The 18,165-nt window shown below is 41.6% G+C and carries 17 protein-coding genes; 6 read left to right on the forward strand and 11 right to left on the reverse strand.

The features are described 5' to 3' along the window. Window positions 1-235: 235 nt before the first annotated feature. Window positions 236-769 (reverse strand): ribosome hibernation-promoting factor, HPF/YfiA family, encoded by a 534-nt coding sequence (raiA, locus tag MUG87_RS10925; protein ID WP_247082007.1) that lies wholly within the window; start codon window positions 767-769, stop codon window positions 236-238. A 260-nt stretch (window positions 770-1,029) separates the two neighbouring features. Here raiA and MUG87_RS10930 point away from each other — a divergent pair, with 260 nt between their 5' ends. Further along, window positions 1,030-2,235 (forward strand): phospholipase D-like domain-containing protein, encoded by a 1,206-nt coding sequence (locus tag MUG87_RS10930; RefSeq protein WP_247082009.1) that lies wholly within the window; start codon window positions 1,030-1,032, stop codon window positions 2,233-2,235. A 66-nt stretch (window positions 2,236-2,301) separates the two neighbouring features. On the opposite strand, the gene cspD is transcribed toward MUG87_RS10930, so the two are convergent. From cspD to MUG87_RS10960, 6 genes are all read right to left on the reverse strand, one after another. Next, the gene (cspD, locus tag MUG87_RS10935; RefSeq protein WP_124564518.1) at window positions 2,302-2,499 is read right to left on the reverse strand and encodes a cold-shock protein CspD; all 198 of its coding nucleotides are present in this window, start codon (window positions 2,497-2,499) and stop codon (window positions 2,302-2,304) included. Window positions 2,500-2,605: 106 nt separating this feature from the next. Beyond that, the gene (locus MUG87_RS10940; protein ID WP_247082011.1) at window positions 2,606-3,292 is read right to left on the reverse strand and encodes a ComF family protein; all 687 of its coding nucleotides are present in this window, start codon (window positions 3,290-3,292) and stop codon (window positions 2,606-2,608) included. Continuing rightward, on the reverse strand, window positions 3,289-4,608 hold the full coding sequence (locus tag MUG87_RS10945) for an ATP-dependent helicase ComFA (protein WP_247087656.1): 1,320 nt from the start codon (window positions 4,606-4,608) through the stop codon (window positions 3,289-3,291). Before MUG87_RS10945 ends, MUG87_RS10940 begins: the two co-directional genes overlap by 4 nt. A 214-nt stretch (window positions 4,609-4,822) precedes the next feature. Next, window positions 4,823-5,971 carry a C40 family peptidase gene (locus MUG87_RS10950; protein WP_247082020.1) on the reverse strand — a complete coding sequence of 383 codons (1,149 nt, stop codon included), beginning with the start codon at window positions 5,969-5,971 and terminating at the stop codon, window positions 4,823-4,825. A gap of 337 nt (window positions 5,972-6,308) precedes the next feature. Beyond that, window positions 6,309-6,620 carry a winged helix-turn-helix transcriptional regulator gene (locus MUG87_RS10955; protein ID WP_247082022.1) on the reverse strand — a complete coding sequence of 104 codons (312 nt, stop codon included), beginning with the start codon at window positions 6,618-6,620 and terminating at the stop codon, window positions 6,309-6,311. 147 nt (window positions 6,621-6,767) lie between these two features. Then, window positions 6,768-7,610 (reverse strand): DegV family protein, encoded by an 843-nt coding sequence (locus MUG87_RS10960; protein ID WP_247082024.1) that lies wholly within the window; start codon window positions 7,608-7,610, stop codon window positions 6,768-6,770. A 406-nt stretch (window positions 7,611-8,016) separates the two neighbouring features. On the opposite strand from MUG87_RS10960, the gene MUG87_RS10965 reads away from it, so the two are divergent. Together MUG87_RS10965 and MUG87_RS10970 are read left to right on the forward strand one after the other, a co-directional pair. Next, window positions 8,017-8,652: a YigZ family protein gene (locus MUG87_RS10965; RefSeq protein WP_247082026.1), complete on the forward strand. Its 636-nt coding sequence runs from the start codon at window positions 8,017-8,019 to the stop codon at window positions 8,650-8,652. A gap of 12 nt (window positions 8,653-8,664) precedes the next feature. Further along, window positions 8,665-9,684, forward strand: a complete 1,020-nt coding sequence (locus MUG87_RS10970; protein ID WP_247082028.1) for an LCP family protein — start codon at window positions 8,665-8,667, stop codon at window positions 9,682-9,684. Window positions 9,685-9,774: 90 nt separating this feature from the next. Here the strand turns inward: MUG87_RS10970 and MUG87_RS10975 are convergent, their stop codons facing one another. Further along, on the reverse strand, window positions 9,775-10,851 hold the full coding sequence (locus tag MUG87_RS10975) for a glycosyltransferase family 4 protein (RefSeq protein ID WP_247082030.1): 1,077 nt from the start codon (window positions 10,849-10,851) through the stop codon (window positions 9,775-9,777). A gap of 66 nt (window positions 10,852-10,917) precedes the next feature. Continuing rightward, window positions 10,918-12,237, reverse strand: a complete 1,320-nt coding sequence (locus MUG87_RS10980) for a UDP-glucose dehydrogenase family protein (RefSeq protein ID WP_247082033.1) — start codon at window positions 12,235-12,237, stop codon at window positions 10,918-10,920. Between the two features lie 295 nt (window positions 12,238-12,532). On the opposite strand from MUG87_RS10980, the gene MUG87_RS10985 reads away from it, so the two are divergent. Beyond that, on the forward strand, window positions 12,533-13,600 hold the full coding sequence (locus MUG87_RS10985) for a glycosyltransferase family 4 protein (protein ID WP_247082035.1): 1,068 nt from the start codon (window positions 12,533-12,535) through the stop codon (window positions 13,598-13,600). A 75-nt stretch (window positions 13,601-13,675) separates the two neighbouring features. On the opposite strand, the gene MUG87_RS10990 is transcribed toward MUG87_RS10985, so the two are convergent. Next, window positions 13,676-13,828, reverse strand: a complete 153-nt coding sequence (locus MUG87_RS10990) for a hypothetical protein (RefSeq protein ID WP_247082037.1) — start codon at window positions 13,826-13,828, stop codon at window positions 13,676-13,678. Window positions 13,829-14,105: 277 nt separating this feature from the next. Here MUG87_RS10990 and MUG87_RS10995 point away from each other — a divergent pair, with 277 nt between their 5' ends. Beyond that, window positions 14,106-15,455: a cytochrome ubiquinol oxidase subunit I gene (locus MUG87_RS10995; RefSeq protein ID WP_247082039.1), complete on the forward strand. Its 1,350-nt coding sequence runs from the start codon at window positions 14,106-14,108 to the stop codon at window positions 15,453-15,455. Next, window positions 15,455-16,480, forward strand: coding sequence for a cytochrome d ubiquinol oxidase subunit II (locus MUG87_RS11000; RefSeq protein WP_247082041.1), 1,026 nt, complete (start codon window positions 15,455-15,457; stop codon window positions 16,478-16,480). Before MUG87_RS10995 ends, MUG87_RS11000 begins: the two co-directional genes overlap by 1 nt. Before the next feature lie 24 nt (window positions 16,481-16,504). Here MUG87_RS11000 and MUG87_RS11005 read toward each other — a convergent pair whose 3' ends face one another. Then, window positions 16,505-18,160, reverse strand: coding sequence for a lactate permease LctP family transporter (locus MUG87_RS11005; RefSeq protein ID WP_247082043.1), 1,656 nt, complete (start codon window positions 18,158-18,160; stop codon window positions 16,505-16,507). Window positions 18,161-18,165 lie beyond the last annotated feature (5 nt).

Consider the following 18,165-nt stretch of genomic DNA (forward strand, 5'->3'; position numbering starts at 1 on the left):
GCCTTTTTGCGGCCGAGGTTCTTAGATGGCAGTGCCTGGAAGGCGGAACTAGACACAAGAAAAGTGGAAGCGGCTTGTTCAGCTCCATAGGGCTGAGGTTCCCAGCACAAAAAGGCGCTTTCCGGTCAGTTTCTACTATATATCGGCCACCTGAGTCAGTTTTCCGGTCAAAATAGAAATATATCGGTCAGTTTCAGAAAAATAATAAGACTGCCGGGGATTCCCGGCAGTCTTATTATTTTGTTTCAATTAAGCCGTACTTGCCGTCACGGCGTGTATAGACGACGTTTGTTTCATTTGTATGTGCGTTTGTGAAAACGAAGAAGTTGTGACCAAGCATGTTCATTTGTAGAATTGCTTCTTCAGCATCCATCGGCTTCAAATCGAAGCGCTTGGTACGTACAAGCTCCATTTCATCCTCATCTACTGCCTCTTGTACCGCAATCGCTGATTCAGGTGTCAGCTGCGGAACCTTTGTGCGTAATTTGCGATTTACTTTTGTTTTATGTTTGCGAATTTGACGCTCCAATTTATCTACAACGAGATCGATGGCCGCATACATATCATCATGTGTTTCCTCCGCGCGAAGCATTAAGTTGGAAAATGGAATAGTTACTTCTACGCGCTGCTTGTCAGAGTATACCCTTAAGTTGACCTTAATTTCCGGGAATGTATCGAAATAGCGATCCAGCTTGCTGAGCTTCTTCTCCACGTATTCCCCCAATGCAGGAGTTACTTCAATGTTTTCACCACGAACGTTAAACTTCATAGATGAATTCCTCCTTTCAAGCTATGTACACTATATTCCCTAATAAGGAATGGCTTTCCTTCTTTTTTTTGAAAAAAAGGTTAGAAAAATCGACAAATTTCTTTGATATCGATTGCCTTCCTTACACCTATATTGTACCCGATAATTGTTGCAGTAATCACACAAACGTATGAATAGTTTGTTACAAATGAGTGAAGATGCGTATGCTATGAGTACAAATCATTTCTAGATGAGAGAAGAACGCGCCAAGGAGAATGTTTATGTTGAAAAAGTTTATATTCGCCTCGCTATGCGGTCTCGTGCTTATCGTGCTGTTTTTTTGGATGGATCACGACGTAAAAGCAGGCAAGCAAACATACGTACAAACACATCCGCTCGTCATATCACCGGTGCATACAGGAGACTTGCGGTTATATACAGAAGGTCAAACCTTTTATCATGCATTGTTTCATGATATAGAAAAAGCGCGTCATTCAATCTATATCCACTTTTTTATTATTGGCAACGATCATATCAGCAAATCCTTTCTCGAACTGCTAGAGAAGCGGGCCAAACAAGGTATCCGTGTCAAATTATCAGCGGACTTGCTGGGCGCACATAGCATCACGCTTGATATGTTGAAGCGCATGCACCGAAATGGTATTGAATTCACCTATAGTCGCAAAGTACATTGGCAGCATCCTTTTTATACATTACACCGGCGTAACCATCGGCGGATTGCCGTAATAGATGGCACAATCTCCTATATTGGGGGATTTAATATCGGCAAAGAGTATTTAGGTAAGAACAAAAAACTCGGAAAGTGGCGAGACTACCAAATACGTATCGTTGGAACTGGTGCCTTTGAGGCACAACGACAATTTTTAAAAGATTGGGAAGAAGACACAGGTGAGGTAATCAAACCTGTAGCGACTGCACAGCCGCCCGGTAAGGTACCGCATCAATACCTATACACTTCCGGTACGGGACTTGAGAAGCACATGCTCCAACAAATCCAAGGTGCAGCACAATCCATTATAATTGCCAATCCATACTTTGCTCCCTCCAAACGTGTGACTGCAGAACTGACAGAGGCACTGCGCCGGGGTGTGCAGGTGAAGATTTTAGTAACGAAAAAAACGGATGCTTGGTTCACACAACCGCCTGCTTATATTGCACTTCAAACCTTAACAAAGCACGGTGCAAAAGTGTACGAATATCAAAAGGGCTTTTTCCACGGTAAAGTAATGATTACTGATAATAAAACACTGGAAATTGGCACTTCAAACTGGGACCAACGCAGCTTCTTTATCAACGACGAATCGAATTGTATCATCTACGACAAGGATGCAATTGAGATGGTGCATGTTGCACTTCGGAAAGACTTTGGGGATGCGAAAGAAATGAAGCATGCAGATTTTAAAAACTTGCCGCTTTGGGTACGAGTTCTCCGCCATACACCAGAGCGAATCGTATATTATTTATAGATCTATCAAAAAAACTCCTCGTCTCGGAGGAGTTTTTTGTCATTCCTATATAAATATGTAGAGGAATTACAGCTTTGTTACGTTAGCAGCTTGTGGTCCGCGCGCACCCTCTACAATCTCGAATTCTACTTCTTGGCCTTCTTCTAAAGACTTGTATCCGTCTTGTTGGATTGCGGAAAAGTGAACGAACACGTCGTCTCCTTCTTCACGCTCGATGAATCCGAAACCTTTTTCTGCATTGAACCATTTTACTTTTCCTTGCATGCTTTCCATTCCCTTCAACAATGTACTTATGGTTGTCCCACATCTTGAATATACGGGATTTCTCCTCTAGAAGTCAAAGAAGATTTGTCGTGTTTTTACGACAAGTCTAACCTCTGCACAGCGTCAACGCCGCCACATCGGCCGCGCCATTCTTACGCAAGATAGAGGCTGCCTGCCGCACCGTTACACCTGTTGTATAAATATCATCAATTAACACATATTTCTTGCCACATACCACTTCATTCGACAAAAAGAAGGGATTTTCTGTGTTCATACGTTCCCGTTTGCTTTTTTTGCTTTGCTTTTCTGTATGTCGACGCGCTAAAAGAGTGTGAAACGGTACTTGTAAAAGCTCTGCCAATATCTCACTTTGATTAAAGCCGCGTTCTTCCAGGCGTTCCGTACTCAAAGGGACAGGAACAGGTGTATAATGACGGAATGAATGTCGAAACAGCGCCCGTAACTCCAGCCCGAAAAATTTCGCCATCGCTACATCGCCGCGAAATTTAAACCGATTCATATGCTTCTTCATTTCATCATCGTATACATATAAAGAACGATTACATGTTAGCGGGTCCCCCAGACGCCGCCATAGCTCACAATCCTCACATATGTTTTCAGACACACTCGATGACGTATTGTGCATACGCCCACAACATACGCAAAGTACACCTTGTATCCGCTGCAGTTTTTGATCGCAATGCGCACATACTGCTTTTATATATCTTGGAACCAAATAAGAAAACCACGTATCGCCGACTTGTAATTCATCAAAACAAATGAGACAGTTCATTCAAAATACCCATTCTGCCGCGCATCACGATTCATGGATTGGATATGACGGCGGGCTGCTAGCATTGCTTTGGTTTTTCCAAAGTGAAACAACACGACATCACCATTTGGAAACGACGCGTTTCGCCCGACGCGCCCTGCAATTTGTACAAGTGCACTCTCTGTAAAAATTGGCTCCTCCGCACCCAGTACTGCAACTTGTAAATTAGCGATGGTAACACCTCGCTCCAGTATTGTTGTTGTCACAAGAACAGCTATCTCTCCTTTACGGAATGAAGCTACCTTTTCCTTACGATTAGGATCTTCTGCATGAACCCCCTCTGTAGAAAGATGAAATTGCTTCATACATGCAACGAGCGGTTGTACATAAGAAACTTTAGATACAAATAAAAAAACAGGACGTTTGTTTTTCACATGAGTTCTTACCCAGTTTTGCACAACAGTAGGCAACCTCCCCTTCTCTATATGTGACTTCCAATTACCACTCCACACAAACATTGGCAAGGGCAGTGGCTGACGATGGTAACGCGCACTAATGATTGTCGCTGAGCGCTTACCGCTTCTTATTTCACGCTTCCACAGCTTGCTCGGTGTCGCAGTAAGATGGATAAGCGCAGCTTGCTGCTTACGCGCTTGCTCGGCCGCATAGCGCAAGGTTTTATCTACTGTGTAAGGAAAAGCATCCACTTCATCAATAATAAGGATATCAAATGCGCGGTAATAGCGAAGAAGTTGATGTGTTGTAGCGATAACAAGAGGCGCATTACGATAGCGATCGGGGCTATTGCCATATAAAGCGATAACATCAATGTGAGGAAATACTTGTTGTAAGCGGGGGTGCAATTCAAGAACAACGTCGGTGCGCGGCGCTGCAATACATACGCGCTCTCTGCGCTGTAATGCGGCTTCAATACCAGCAAACAGCATCTCTGTTTTACCAGCACCGCATACCGCCCATATAAGGTGCTCCTTTTTTTCTAATACAGCGCGCACAATTGCATCTGATGCTTGTTGTTGTCCTGTAGACAAAGTACCGTTCCAATGCAGTGGTTTATGCTGAATAGGCAAAGGCTCAGGAGGCATAGAGACAAGTGTGGAGCATGATTGTACGCGCCCCATCATGATACATTTACGACAATAAACACAAACACCGCAACGTACACAAGGCGTTTGTGCAAATAAATACGGCGTATCGTTGCCGCAGCGCTTGCACAGGTAGCTCTTACCTTTAGGAACGAGCGCTGTTTCGTACTGAACACGTTCATCCTTTAACGGAATATCAATTTCATGTAATAACAACCGTCTGCCCTGCAACATCGAATAAATTTCCATACCTATCCTCTTTTCTTTAATTGTAGACTTTGTTGATTTTTGCTAAAGGTGAGTCAGCAGATACAATGATTAACACCAAGCTATAACACAGTCTTATTGTAAAAGGGAGAGAAAAAAGAAACAAATATAAAAAAGCCGATAACCCGCTCAAGAAAAGGCAAGTTACCGACTTTGGTTTTGTTAGTTGTGAATAAAATTTTTACAGTCTTCCATATCCCGCAAAATGTTTTCTGTTGTAGGAGCTACTTAAGCTAGAGTAGGCAATTCCTTTATCACTCGCATGAATCATTTGTCCATTTCCTACATAAATACCGATATGGGAAATACCCGGCTTATATGTGTTAGCAAAGAAAACCAAGTCTCCTGGTTGTGGCGTGCTGATTTTAGTTGCCGAAGCATAATAGCCTGCCGCTGTTTTACGACCACCGCCGTAAATATAAGAGATAAACCCACTGCAGTCAAAACCGCGTGGAGATGCACCTCCAAACACGTACGGAACACCTAAATACTGCTGTGCTTTCGCTACTACACCACCTGCTGGTGCCGGTGTAGGTGCTGTGAAGCCAGGGCTTGCAGGTGCTGGTGCAGCTGGTGCCGGCTTTGTATCTTCTGTATTGTCAGAGCGTTGCAGATTAAGAGAAAGGCGTTGGAAATCACGCTCTTCTGCCTTTGTTAGTTCACGGTTTTCAGCTGCGATTGCTGCAACGATTGCTTGTAATTTGTCATTTAGCTCATTCCAAATTGCCTGTTTAGCTTGACGATCTGTCGCAAGTTGCTGCTGTGTTTTTTGAAGCTCTTCCATGAATGTACGAAGTTGTTGCTCTTTTTGAAGGATTAACTCACGATCTTTTTCAACCTGTGCTTTATCCTTTTCCTGCGCTTCTAAGATACTTTTATCAGATTGTAATAGAAGATTAATAGAGTTCATCCGATCTAATAAATCTGCAAAGCTTTTCGCATTGATAACGACTTCTGTTACAATATTTGTTGTTGGCTGTGTTTGCAATGATACCAAACGTTTTTTTATAACTTCTCCGCGCTGTTCGATTTTCTTTTGTAACGCATCGATTGCCATCGTTTTTTCACGAATTAACTTTTGCGTTTCAGAAATATCCGTCTCTGTTTGCTTTAGTTTCGTCTCATTATCAGCAATCGTTTTCTCAAGCGCTTTAATTTCGTTTAAACGCTCATCCATTTGCTTCATAATTTCTTTACGTTCTTGCTCTTTTGTATGTATATTAGCCTGAATGGTTTGTTTGCTTCGTTCTGCGTTTACTTGAGGTGCTGCTGTTGAAAACATTATAAGACCCGTAGCGATTACAGTTGTAACCATTTTCAATTGTTTCATTTCCTTTTCCCCCACACCTTCTTTTTCCTTTCTCTTTTATACCACAATTTTCTTACATTTTCGCCTTTGTTACACACTTGTAAAAAAACCGTAATAAAAACCATGTATTTTCATGGTGGAATACGTCTTAAATTGTACTTTTTTGTAATATTTATATATATGATACGTACTCTTTCGACAAACGTAGGGCAGTTACAGGTTCTTACTTTGTTACATCTCGTCATATTATTGAAATCATCAACCTCGTGCCTGTTTTGCTAGTCATATAATCACGATTTGCACCAACTACACAAAAAAACCTCGTGCCTGTAGCACAAGGTTTTATCTATTATGCGCGCTACACCCAGCGCTCCGCCCATTTTTGCACTTCACCCATCACATTTTCAAGCGCTCTTCCTTTGGCAGTTAGCGTATACTCAATGCGAACTGGGACTTCAGGGTATACAGTACGCACCACGATACCTTCACTTTCAAGCTCTTTTAAGCGCTCTGAAAGCATCCGATCACTCATATTAGGAATAATTTCCGCGATTTCTCGAAAACGCATCGGCTCACCCAAAAGCGATTGAATGATGAGACCTGTCCACTTTTTGCTGAGCAGGGTGAACGCGGACTCAAACTTAGGACATAAAGCAGGATTGTGTTCCATATTCTCACCTCTATTTCATTATAAAACAGTTTCTTACAAAAAGTAAGTATCTTGCTTTTACAATTATATCCACGATATGTAGACAACAAACATACGCACAGAAGACTCTCTTTTGACCACATATAAAAAGCCCCCTTCACAGGGAACTTATTTTACATACCATCCAAGTCCAATTGCACCTTCACCTAAGTGCGTACCAATAACGGCACCGAAATAGCTAAGGCTAACGTTCACATGAGGATACAGCGCCTGCAGTTCAGCTTGCCAACGCTTTGCTTCTTCCTCGCAATTTGCATGAATGACCACTGCTTCCATCGGCATGCCTTTGCTTGCCTGCTCATCAAAGATTTCTATAATTCGTTTGAGCGCTTTTTTACGAGTACGAATCTTTTCAAACGGGATAATAACTTTGTCTCGGAAATATAATACCGGCTTTACTTGTAAAAGACTACCAATAAAAGCAGCTGCGCTATTCAAACGACCGCCGCGCTGCAGGTGATTTAAATCATCTACCACGAAATACGCATCCATGGTTTGTTTCATTTCATCCAAACGCGCAATAATGGCCTCAGGTTCTCGGCCTTCTTGTGCCATTTTTGCCGCCTCTCGCACATAAAAGCCCTGTACTGCACAACTGATTTCAGAATCATATGTGTACACACGCGCATTTTCAATCATATTTCCCACTGTTGTTGCTGTTTGATACGTGCCGCTAATGCCGCTGGATAGATGAATGCTGATAATCGCGTCATACTCTTTTGCCAAACGTTCAAACAATTCCACAAACAGTCCGATCGCCGGTTGTGACGTTTTCGGCAATTCCTCTTGCTCGCGGACTTTCATATAGAACTGTAGATCCGTAATTTCCGTTTCTTCTTGATAAGAGGCATCACCGAAGGTTACATTCAACGGAACCATATGTATATCTAACCGATCTAGTACATCTTTTGGAATATATGCTGTACTGTCGGTGACAATCGCTGTTCTCATAAATTTACCTTCCTTTGACTTTTTATTATCTAATTGTACATGAAAATGAAGAACGGTGCATTAAATCATAGCTAAATTCAAAATTTATATACGTATAAATAAAAAAGCGACATGCTTTTTGAAACAGGAGAAACGAGCAGACGATATGTGGTTGCTGACAAAGCTAAAGGATATCTGTTCTCAGCAAAAGTACATGCAGTCTTGCGCTTTCGGTTCTTTGCTGTAATACGTTAGAAAACTGCATGTAACACACAATTAACATCTTGCTTATATATGCCTGAAACATGCATAGCTTATGTGCTTTTTCCTCATTCTAATATGAAAAACAAGAAAAATATTTGAATTTAAAAAAATACCCTTTTAGAATAGAATACATGTCATTGTATGAGATAGGGGCGTATAATCATTGTTAAATCAATATTACACTGTAAAAGGGTATGGAGAGCACGAGATTATCATTGAGAAATCGCGGTTCATTTGTTTTATAGATCGTGCTGAAACAGAGGAAGCGGCACAAGCTTTTATTCAAAGCATTAAGAAAAAGCACCATAACGCTAATCACAACTGCTCCGCCTACCTCATTGGGGAATACGACGAAATCCAAAAAGCAAATGATGATGGTGAACCAAACGGAACAGCAGGTGTACCAATGTTGGAAGTTCTAAAGAAAAAGAAGCTCAAGAACACAGTCGTTGTTGTAACCCGCTACTTCGGAGGAATTAAACTTGGTGCTGGCGGCCTAATTCGCGCGTATGGAAAAAGCGTAAGCGAAGGAGTTGCTCATACAGGTATGGTAGAGCGCCGCTTAATGCGTCATATGCGCACAAGCGTAGAGTACACCTTACTTGGAAAAGTAGAGAATGAACTGCGTAGCTCTGCTTTTTTGCTACAGGAAATAGAATATTTAGATCAAGTAACGTTTCATACGTATGTAGCGGAAGAAGAAACCGCTGCATTCGAAGAGTGGATGGTTGAACTGACCAATGGCCGCTGTGAGATTGTGTCCGCCGAGTCACTATATATTGAAATCGATGTTAATTAAAGGAGCACATATATGAAAGACCGCTATCAATATTTAATGCAACAAAAGAAAAAGAAAAAACGAAGACGTATTACTTTGCTGCTTATCATTTTGCTGCTGCTTGGCGGCGGCGGATACTATGTATATAGTTCCTTCTCTTCTCTGCTGGACATTTACAGCGGAACAAAGACGAAAAAGTCCGATTTGCGCAAAGAAGAAGTTGAGATTACGAAAAAGCCGTTTACTGTGCTGATTATGGGCGTAGAAGATTACTCTTCAGGCGGCCATAACGGGCGCACGGATTCTCTAATTTTTGCAGCGGTGAACCCTAAAACACAACGTGTTACCATGATGAGCATTCCACGTGACAGCTACGTCTCAATCCCAGGCCGAACGAAAAAAGATAAAATCAATGCAGCCTATGCTTATGGAGGCGAACAGCTTACGATTGACACAGTGGAGCAATTGCTGCGCGTACCGGTTGATCATTATACGAAAATCGACTTTAACGGCTTTAAACAAATCGTTGATGCAGTCGGTGGTGTAACTGTGGATGTACCATTTGACTTTGTAGAAGGTTCCGACCTGAACCCTCGTAAAGGGATTACATTTAAAAAAGGAAAGCAGCATTTGAATGGTGAAGAAGCACTTGCCTATGCGCGTATGCGTAAGCATGACCCACGCGGCGATTTCGGAAGAGCAGACCGTCAACGTCAATTACTTTCTGCTATTTTTGAGAAGATAAACACACCATCCTCTTTATTAAAAGTAAACGACTTAGCAAAAGCAGTCGGTAAAAATATTAAAACGGATATTCCGGTTTCAGACGGTTTAGCATTATATAGAAAGTTTTCTAAGTTTAATGCGCAGTCCATTGAAACCTTAAAGCTTGAAGGTGAAGATGCAACGATTAACAGCATTTATTACTATCAATTGGACGAGGAAAGCGTAGATGCAGCTCATGATACATTTATGGATATATTAGAGCTTGTGCCAAAGGAAGACACAACGAAAGATACAACTGATAATACAAACGAAGAAAGTACGCAATAAAGGAACTTGCACTGCAAGTTCCTTTATTTTTTGGCTGTGTTAACAATCAATGTTGATAATCAGCAACGAATTTTCACACAGCCTATTTTCTTAAGCTCTTTTATCTGGCAGCAGCAATCCCATCTTTCTTAATAATCGTAAAATCGGGTTTGTTTTTCGCCCTGTTAATCCAATAATTTCTGCAAATAGTTCAATGAAAAACAACAAAATAAGAAATAGTACAATGGCTGCTCGATAATTATAATACGGAAAAAACAAGGCAACCGTTCCGAATAAAATAGCGGCGCCATATAAAATAAGCACCGTGCGGCGATGACTATATCCGAGCCGCATTAAACAATGATGCAAATGGAATTTATCAGGTTTCATAATCCCCTTCTTATCCCCCACTCGCCTTACAACGGCAAAAAAGGTGTCTGAAAGCGGAATAGCTAGCATAATCACCGGGATGAGCACACTGGTAAGCGCCACACCTTTAAAAAATCCCAAAATGGACAGCAGTGAGATGGTATATCCTAAAAATAAAGACCCCACATCACCCATAAAAATTTTTGCCGGATGAAAATTATACACAAGAAAACCGACATTACTACCAATCAACAACACAATATAGCCGACAAGCATATATTGTTGCTGCGCAAAAGCAAACAACAGCATGATGGTAAGAGCGACGGTAGAAATTCCGACGGCTAAGCCATCAAGTCCATCAATAAGGTTAATGGAATTGGTGACGATAATAATCCAAACAAAGGTAATAACATAACGCATTACATCAAAATTAATTTCACCGTAAAACGGAAGCATAAACTTGCTGATTGTAACTCCGTAGGCTATGGGAATGATTGCAGCAACGATTTGTCCCGCCAGTTTATACAGCGGCGGCAACGTATAGATGTCATCAATAATTCCTACGAAAATGATAATGGCTGATCCGATTGCAACACCTTTAAAATTCGGAAAAGAGACCGGAAACAAAATCACCCCGAGAATTACACCGCAAATAATTGCAATCCCTCCTGTGCGAGGAATTGCTGTTGTATGCACCTTCCGCTCATTTGGACGGTCCACTAAGCCAGCTTTATGCGACGCGCGAATCAAAAGCGGCGTTGCGATGACAACTGTTAAAAAGCTGACTAAAAAAGCCGCAACATAAATACGTACATCCATAGGAGCACCTGCCTTTAGAAAATGCATCATTTTATTTTCTGTCAAAGGCAGGTATTTATGCATACATTATCGAGTTGTCAGTGTCTCACTTTTAATCCCTTTACGACCAATCGAGTAATATTCCACACCTGCCTCAAGGGCTTCATGTAAGGAATAAACATTACGTCCATCAAAGATACGCGGCGTTTTCATTAACTCGGCATAGCGCTTAAGAGGTATATGTATAATTTCTTTCCATTCTGTCACAATAAACGCCGCATCAGCATCTTGCAGTGCCGCTTCCGCTGCATTTATATACAATAAATCGGGTAACAAGCGCTTCATGTTATCCATTGCTTGCGGATCGTATGCTCGTACAATAGCTCCTGCTGCCAGCAATCTCTTAGCGATGGCTATAGAAGGCGCTTCCCGTATATCATCTGTATTTGGCTTAAAGGAAAGACCTAAGAGCGCAACTTTTTTCCCGGTAAGTGTCATCACGTTTTCTGCCATATCCACCAACACTTCCTGCTGCTGGTTGTTTACTTCAATCACAGCTTTTAACAGCCGGAAATCATGCTCTACATCACCTGCTATTTGCACAAGCGCATTTGTGTCTTTTGGAAAACAAGAGCCGCCATAGCCAATGCCCGCTTTTAAGAATTGAGAACCAATTCGCATATCCATTCCCATACCGTGTGCAACAGCTTCCACATCAGCACCTGTTTTTTGACAGATATTTGATATCTCATTGATAAAGCTAATTTTCGTTGCTAAAAATGCATTAGAGGCATACTTAATCATTTCTGAGCTGCGGATATCCGTAAAAAAGATTGGAATTTCAAGCGGTTCATATAACTCCTGCAGCTGTAACCTCACTTTCTCATTCTCCGTTCCAATTACGATGCGATCACCATGAAAAAAGTCATGCACACCCGATCCTTCCCTTAAAAACTCCGGATTAGAAGCAAACTCAACCTCTATACCCATTGGTAGCCGCTTCACCATACGTGCACGCAGCCGCTCATTCGTTCCAACCGGTACCGTACTCTTGGTGATAATAAAGGCCGATTCCGTCAGATGCGCAGCAATTGTATCACATGCGTTCTCAATGTAAGATAAATTGGTCGTGCCGTCCGGGTGCTGCGGCGTTCCTACAGCCAAAAAAATCAGATTTGCATACCGATATGCATATGAAGGATCGCTCGTAAATTGTAGTGTTTCTCGTTTTAAACACTCTATCGTTAACTCCTGTAAACCAGGCTCGTAGATCGGAATTTTCCCTTGCTGCAAAGCCGTAATTTTCTTGTGGTCGATATCCATACAAATGACGTCGTGTCCCAATTTTGCCAAACCAACACCTGTCACCAAGCCAACGTACCCCGTTCCAACAACTGTAACGCGCATCGCCACACCTCTTTTCAAATAATACTTTCTTCCCTTTTATTATATATAAACAGCCTTACAATATTTTTTAAGAATATGTAAAAGCCAGACTTGTATATCCATACTTTCCACTCCCAAAAAACACCACAAAAAGACAGATTGTAACATTTTTCATGTTATAGTAATCAATTTTACACGAAAAAAAGATTGAATTCTCTTTTGTTTATGATACGATAGCTAATGAATGAAAAATACAGCATAAAGCCTGCACATAGTTTGATTGAATGAAAACTATACTTAAGGGTGGGGAGTATTAGTGAACTTACAGCTTATTTACGCGTTTATCGCGTCTTTTATCACAGTGCTGCTCGTTACCCCTCTCGTAATCAAGCTCGCATTTAAAATTGGTGCCGTAGACAAACCGAACGCCCGAAAGGTGCATCAAAAAATCACGCCGCGTATTGGTGGTCTTGCCATCTTTATTGGTGTAGTTGTTGGTTATTTTGTTAGCGGATTATACAACGAGCGAATGACAACGATTGTGGTAGGAGCAATTGTTATTGTAATCATTGGTATTTTGGACGATATGTATGAGCTATCTGCAAAATGGAAGTTTCTCGGTCAAGTATTTGTGGCCCTTCTGATTGTACGAAGCGGCTTGATGATTGATTATGTGAATATTCCTTTTACAAATGACTCATATGAACTTGGTTTATTTGCATATCCTTTAACAATATTTTGGATTGTAGGTATTACAAATGCCATTAACTTAATTGATGGCTTAGATGGTTTATCAGCAGGCGTTTCATCTATTGCTTTAACAACACTTGCTGTTATGGCCTTTTTAGGAAATACACCTCTTATACTAACGATTGCTGTTATTGTAATCGCAAGTACAATTGCTTTCCTATTCTATAACTTTAACCCAGCAAAAATCTTCATGGGTGATACAGGGGCGCTGTTCCTTGGCTATTGTATCTCCATTTTATCCTTGCTTGGTTTATATAAGAGCGTTACCTTGTTTAGTTTGATTGTTCCTATTATTATTCTGGGTGTACCTATTTTCGATACAAGTTTTGCAATTATTCGCCGTTTAGTAAACAAGCAACCCATTTCGGCGCCTGATAAATCACATTTGCATCACCGCCTGCTTGCGATGGGTTTTTCTCACCGAAAAACGGTTCTGCTGATTTATATGTTTGGTATTTTCTTCAGCGTTAGTGCCATTGTATTTTCCAGACTTTTATTATGGCAGTCTATGCTAATCTTACTTGTACTTCTTCTAGTCGGTGAAATTATTGCCGAAGTGATTGGACTTGTCCATGAGAAATATAAGCCAATAATTTCGGTGTACCGAAAAGTAAAAGCTCGTCTCGAAAACTAACCAAAAGGCTGTCCCACTTCTTGTGGGACAGCCTTTTTTATTACACTGCTCGTTTGATGTCTTCTTATGTAAATGCTATTTTTTTTCTACAGGTTGTGGAATCGGCTCATATAATTCTTGGACTAAGCGATCGTATTCTCTCCTTGTAATTTCCTTATTATACAGCTTTAATAACAAATCTTTATGCGCTTTTGAGAACGCCATTTTACTAATGATCTCCGGATACATCAAAAAGCCCCCTTACTTAACACAAACCTATGTTCGATTTATTATAGAGCATACTTTTCGATAAATCAATCATCTTACTTTTATTTTTCTCATGCACTAAGAACACTGTCGTATATTCGCCACAATCGATTTTAATATTTTTAATTTTCGGTTTATTAAGATATACTTTGATATTATCACAATTACATTCTGTAAAACATATAAAAATATAAATATTTTTGAATAATTTTCCTTCATATGTAAGAAAATACTGGTAAAAAAGAAGGAGAACGTACATATGGATACAGTCACTTTATCGCGTGCCTTTTTTGGCACATCTCTTGCGTTCCATATCATTTTTGCCACACTGGGCATTGGGCTGTCTCTTATGATCTTGTTATTTGAGATTATGTATCAATGGAAGAAGGACCCAGATTATGCAGTGATGGCAAAACGCTGGACAAAGGCTTTCGCGATTTTATTAGGCGTTGCCATTCCTACTGGAACGATTGTCGGGGTCCAGATTGCTTTACTTTGGCCGGGCTTCGCCAAAATTGTAGGACAAGTTATCGCTGTGCCTTTTCAAATTGAAATCTTTGCATTCTTCCTAGAGGCATTGTTTATGTCAATTTACGTCTATGCGGCTGATAAACTTTCTTCCTCTCTCCGCTTGCTTTCCTTATTTTTTGTGATGATTGGTGCTACTGCATCCGGTATTTTAATTACATCCGCAAATACATGGATGAATACACCAGCCGGTTTTTCAATGCGTCCAGATGGTACAGTGTATGATGTGAATCCATGGGAAGCATTCTTTAACCCAAGCTTTTATACAGGTGCTTCACATGTTGTCATTACTGCCTATGCAGCAGGTGCAGGTGTTGTGGCAGCTGTTGCAGGCTACAAGCTTCTAAAGCGTAATCAAAGTGCACGTGAGATTGCCTATCATAAAAAGGGATTGCTGCTTAGTCTAATTATGACCTTTGTAATGGGCATTATGATGTGGTTGACAGGTCATTCATCAGCTATTAATTTGCACGAGCATTCCCCTGAAAAACTCGCAGCTGCAGAAGGTCTGTTTGAAACACAATCACATGCACCTCTTGCTATTGGCGGCTTTGTAGACCCTGCTACACAAGAAGTGAAATACGGCATTGAAATTCCATGGGCGCTCAGCATTTTAACAGGCTTAAGCCCCGACACTGTTGTAAAAGGTTTAAACGAATTCCCGCCAGAAACATGGCCACCGTTCTACACACATGTCTTTTTTAATCTCATGGTAGGTGCTGCCGGGTGGACAACAATGATTTCTGGGCTTGCTCTTGTCTATTGGTATTTTATCCATCATAAGCGGGGCGGAAAGCTGCCGAAATGGCTGCTTTGGAGCATTGCTTCTATCGGCCCTGTTTCCATGCTTGGGATTGAATTCGGTTGGATTTTTAGCTGCAGTGGTCGTCAACCATGGACGATTTACGGTTTTCAGCGTACAACAGAGGCTGCCACGCGTGCTGATTTCGTCGCACCCATGTATATGCTGTTCATCGTGCTGTATGTGTTTCTCGCTGTATTGACCGTTATCGTACTACGTACATTTTTTAGACGGCATCCGTTGCTTTCTGAGCTTGAAGGGAATGGAGGCAAGGTATAATGAATGAACAAAGCATTGCCATTTTAATTTTATGGGCCGTGATTTTTGCGTATAGCATTCTCGGCTCCATTGATTTTGGAGCTGGTTTTTGGGCGATGGTGTATGCCAACCACAAATCACTGGCCAGTAAAATTGCCAATCGTTATTTATCGCCAACATGGGAGTTAACCAACACAGTTCTTGTATTTGTGGTTGTTGCATTTATTGGCTTCTTTCCAAAGGCTGCTTATACATTAGCTACAATCATGTTTGCGCCCGTTACACTGATACTTGTTTTAATCGCCGTTCGCAGTACTTTTATGGTATTTGCTTATTCATTGCCTCGTTACGAAAAAATGCTGCGTATTATCTCAGGCATTACCGGCCTGTTAATTCCGGCCTTGCTCATTACTGTTTTGCCGGTTACAGAAGGCGGATACGTTGATTTTTCTGGCGATACAGAATCTCTTTTGTACGGCAAACTGTTCAGTAGCCCTGCCGTTTACTTTTACATGCTGTTTGGTTTAACATCAGAGCTCTTTTTGTCCGCGTTGTTTCTAGCAGACTTTTCAAGGGAACAAGGTTCAGAAGAAACCTACCAAGTGTACCGTCGCAGTGCTATTTTTCTTGGTCCTGCCACACTTGTGACCGCGATTATCGCATTGGTAGCTACCGATGTAGACGCCAGTTGGTTTTTAGATAACTTAATGAAGCAAATTCCGTTTTTTGCGGTATCTCTTATTTTCTTTGTGGTCGGTTATACATCGCTCTGGTGGACGAACCGTGCCCACAATTCGCTCGGTTGGCCGCGCATCGCCGTTCTAGCTGTTATCGCACAATATGCCTTTGCCAGTTACGGCTACGGTGCCGCCCATCTACCGTACCTTGTCTACCCTGATGTAACGGTTGATACGAGCTTTACTACAAAAGAAACCTTTTATACGTTACTTGTCTTATACGCGATTGGCATTGCTGTCCTCCTTCCAGGGTTCATTTTCTTCTGGAACCTGTTCTTGAAAGACCGCACCTTCATTAAAGGCAAATAAGCCGGGCATCGCCCGGCTTATTGTTTATGGAATCATCCATGTTAAATAATATGCTTGAACATATGTCATAATCCCAACGATAGTAACAAAGAACAAGCTATGCTTCACTGTAAAGCGGAAGAGATCAGACTCTTTGCCAACCAATCCAACAGCCGCACATGCAATGGCAATAGACTGCGGTGATATCATTTTTCCCGTCACACCGCCTGTGGTATTGGCTGCGACCATCAATACTTCGGATACCCCAACCTGCTGTGCTGTAATATATTGCAAGTTAGCAAACAACGCATTCGCCGATGTATCAGAGCCTGTCAAAAATACACCCATCCAGCCAAGGAACGGGGAGAAGAACGGAAACCAGTGTCCTGTTTCTGATAACGCTAATGCAAGTGTAGAAGATAAACCAGAGTAGTTCGCAATAAATGCAAAGCCAAGCACCAAACCAATTGATACAATCGGAAAAGCCAGTTCCTTCAACGTTTCGCCAAAAGTTGCTACTGCTGCCTTCGGACTCATGCGCAGCAAGACTATGGAAACCAGCGCCGCGAGTAAAATAGCTGTACCTGTCGCGGATACAATATCCAGCTTATAAATAGCCTCATAAGGTGTGGGTTGCTTCACAATCGGTGTATCCTTTGAAACGAGATTATCAAGACCGGCCACATGAAACTTAAAGACCAGGCTCTCCCATGCACCACCCGGCGCAAACATTGCTTTAAACGCTTTTTGACTCCAGATGACAACCATGATAGTCAACACAATAAACGGTGACCAAGCTTTCACGACTTTACCAAGTGTTAATTCATGCGTGCCGGTAACTGTTGCTGCCATCTCCGCATGACTGTTGTTCGTACGATAAATCTCCTTAGGCTGCCATACTTTTAAAAACAACGCTAAGCTCACGAGGCTGACTAAAGCAGATGTAATATCTGGAAGCTCAGGGCCGAGATATGTGGCTGTTAAGAACTGTGAAACAGCAAAAGAGCCACCTGCCACCAAGAGGGCTGGCCATGTTTGTCTTACACCCTTTAATCCATCCATTAAGAAAACAATAAAGAATGGTACAAACATAGATAGAAATGGTAGCTGATGTCCTGCCATTTGACCAATCTTGTGAGGGTCAATGCCTGTTACCTGTCCGGCAACTGTAATCGGAATCCCCATCGCACCGAAGGCAACCGGCGCAGTATTAGCAATTAAACAAAGACCCGCTGCATAAAGAGGATTCAAACCAAGACCTGCCAAAAGGGCTGCTGTAATGGCAACAGGTGCACCAAAACCTGCCGCACCTTCTAAAAAAGCACCAAAGGAAAAACCAATTAAAATCATCAGCAAACGATGATCATTTGTTATAGAAAGAACAGATGCGCGAATAATATCAAACTGCCCGGTCTGAATTGAAATTTTATACAAAAATACTGAGGTAATAATAATCCAGGCAATCGGCCATAAGCCGTAGCCAAAGCCGTAAATCGTCGCCATTATCGCCATTGTTGCGGGCATTTTGTATACCGCAAGCGCAATCACGAGCGTCAGCAGTACTGTAATGAGCCCAGCAAGATAGCCTTTCATTCTAAAAACAGCTAAAGCTAAAAAGAAAAATATGATGGGAATAAGTGCAACTGCTGCCGAAAGCCAGATATTGCCGAGCGGGTCATACATTTGTATCCAAGTTTGCATACTCT

Source organism: Ectobacillus sp. JY-23 (genome assembly GCF_023022965.1).
GTDB lineage: Bacteria > Bacillota > Bacilli > Bacillales > Bacillaceae_G > Ectobacillus.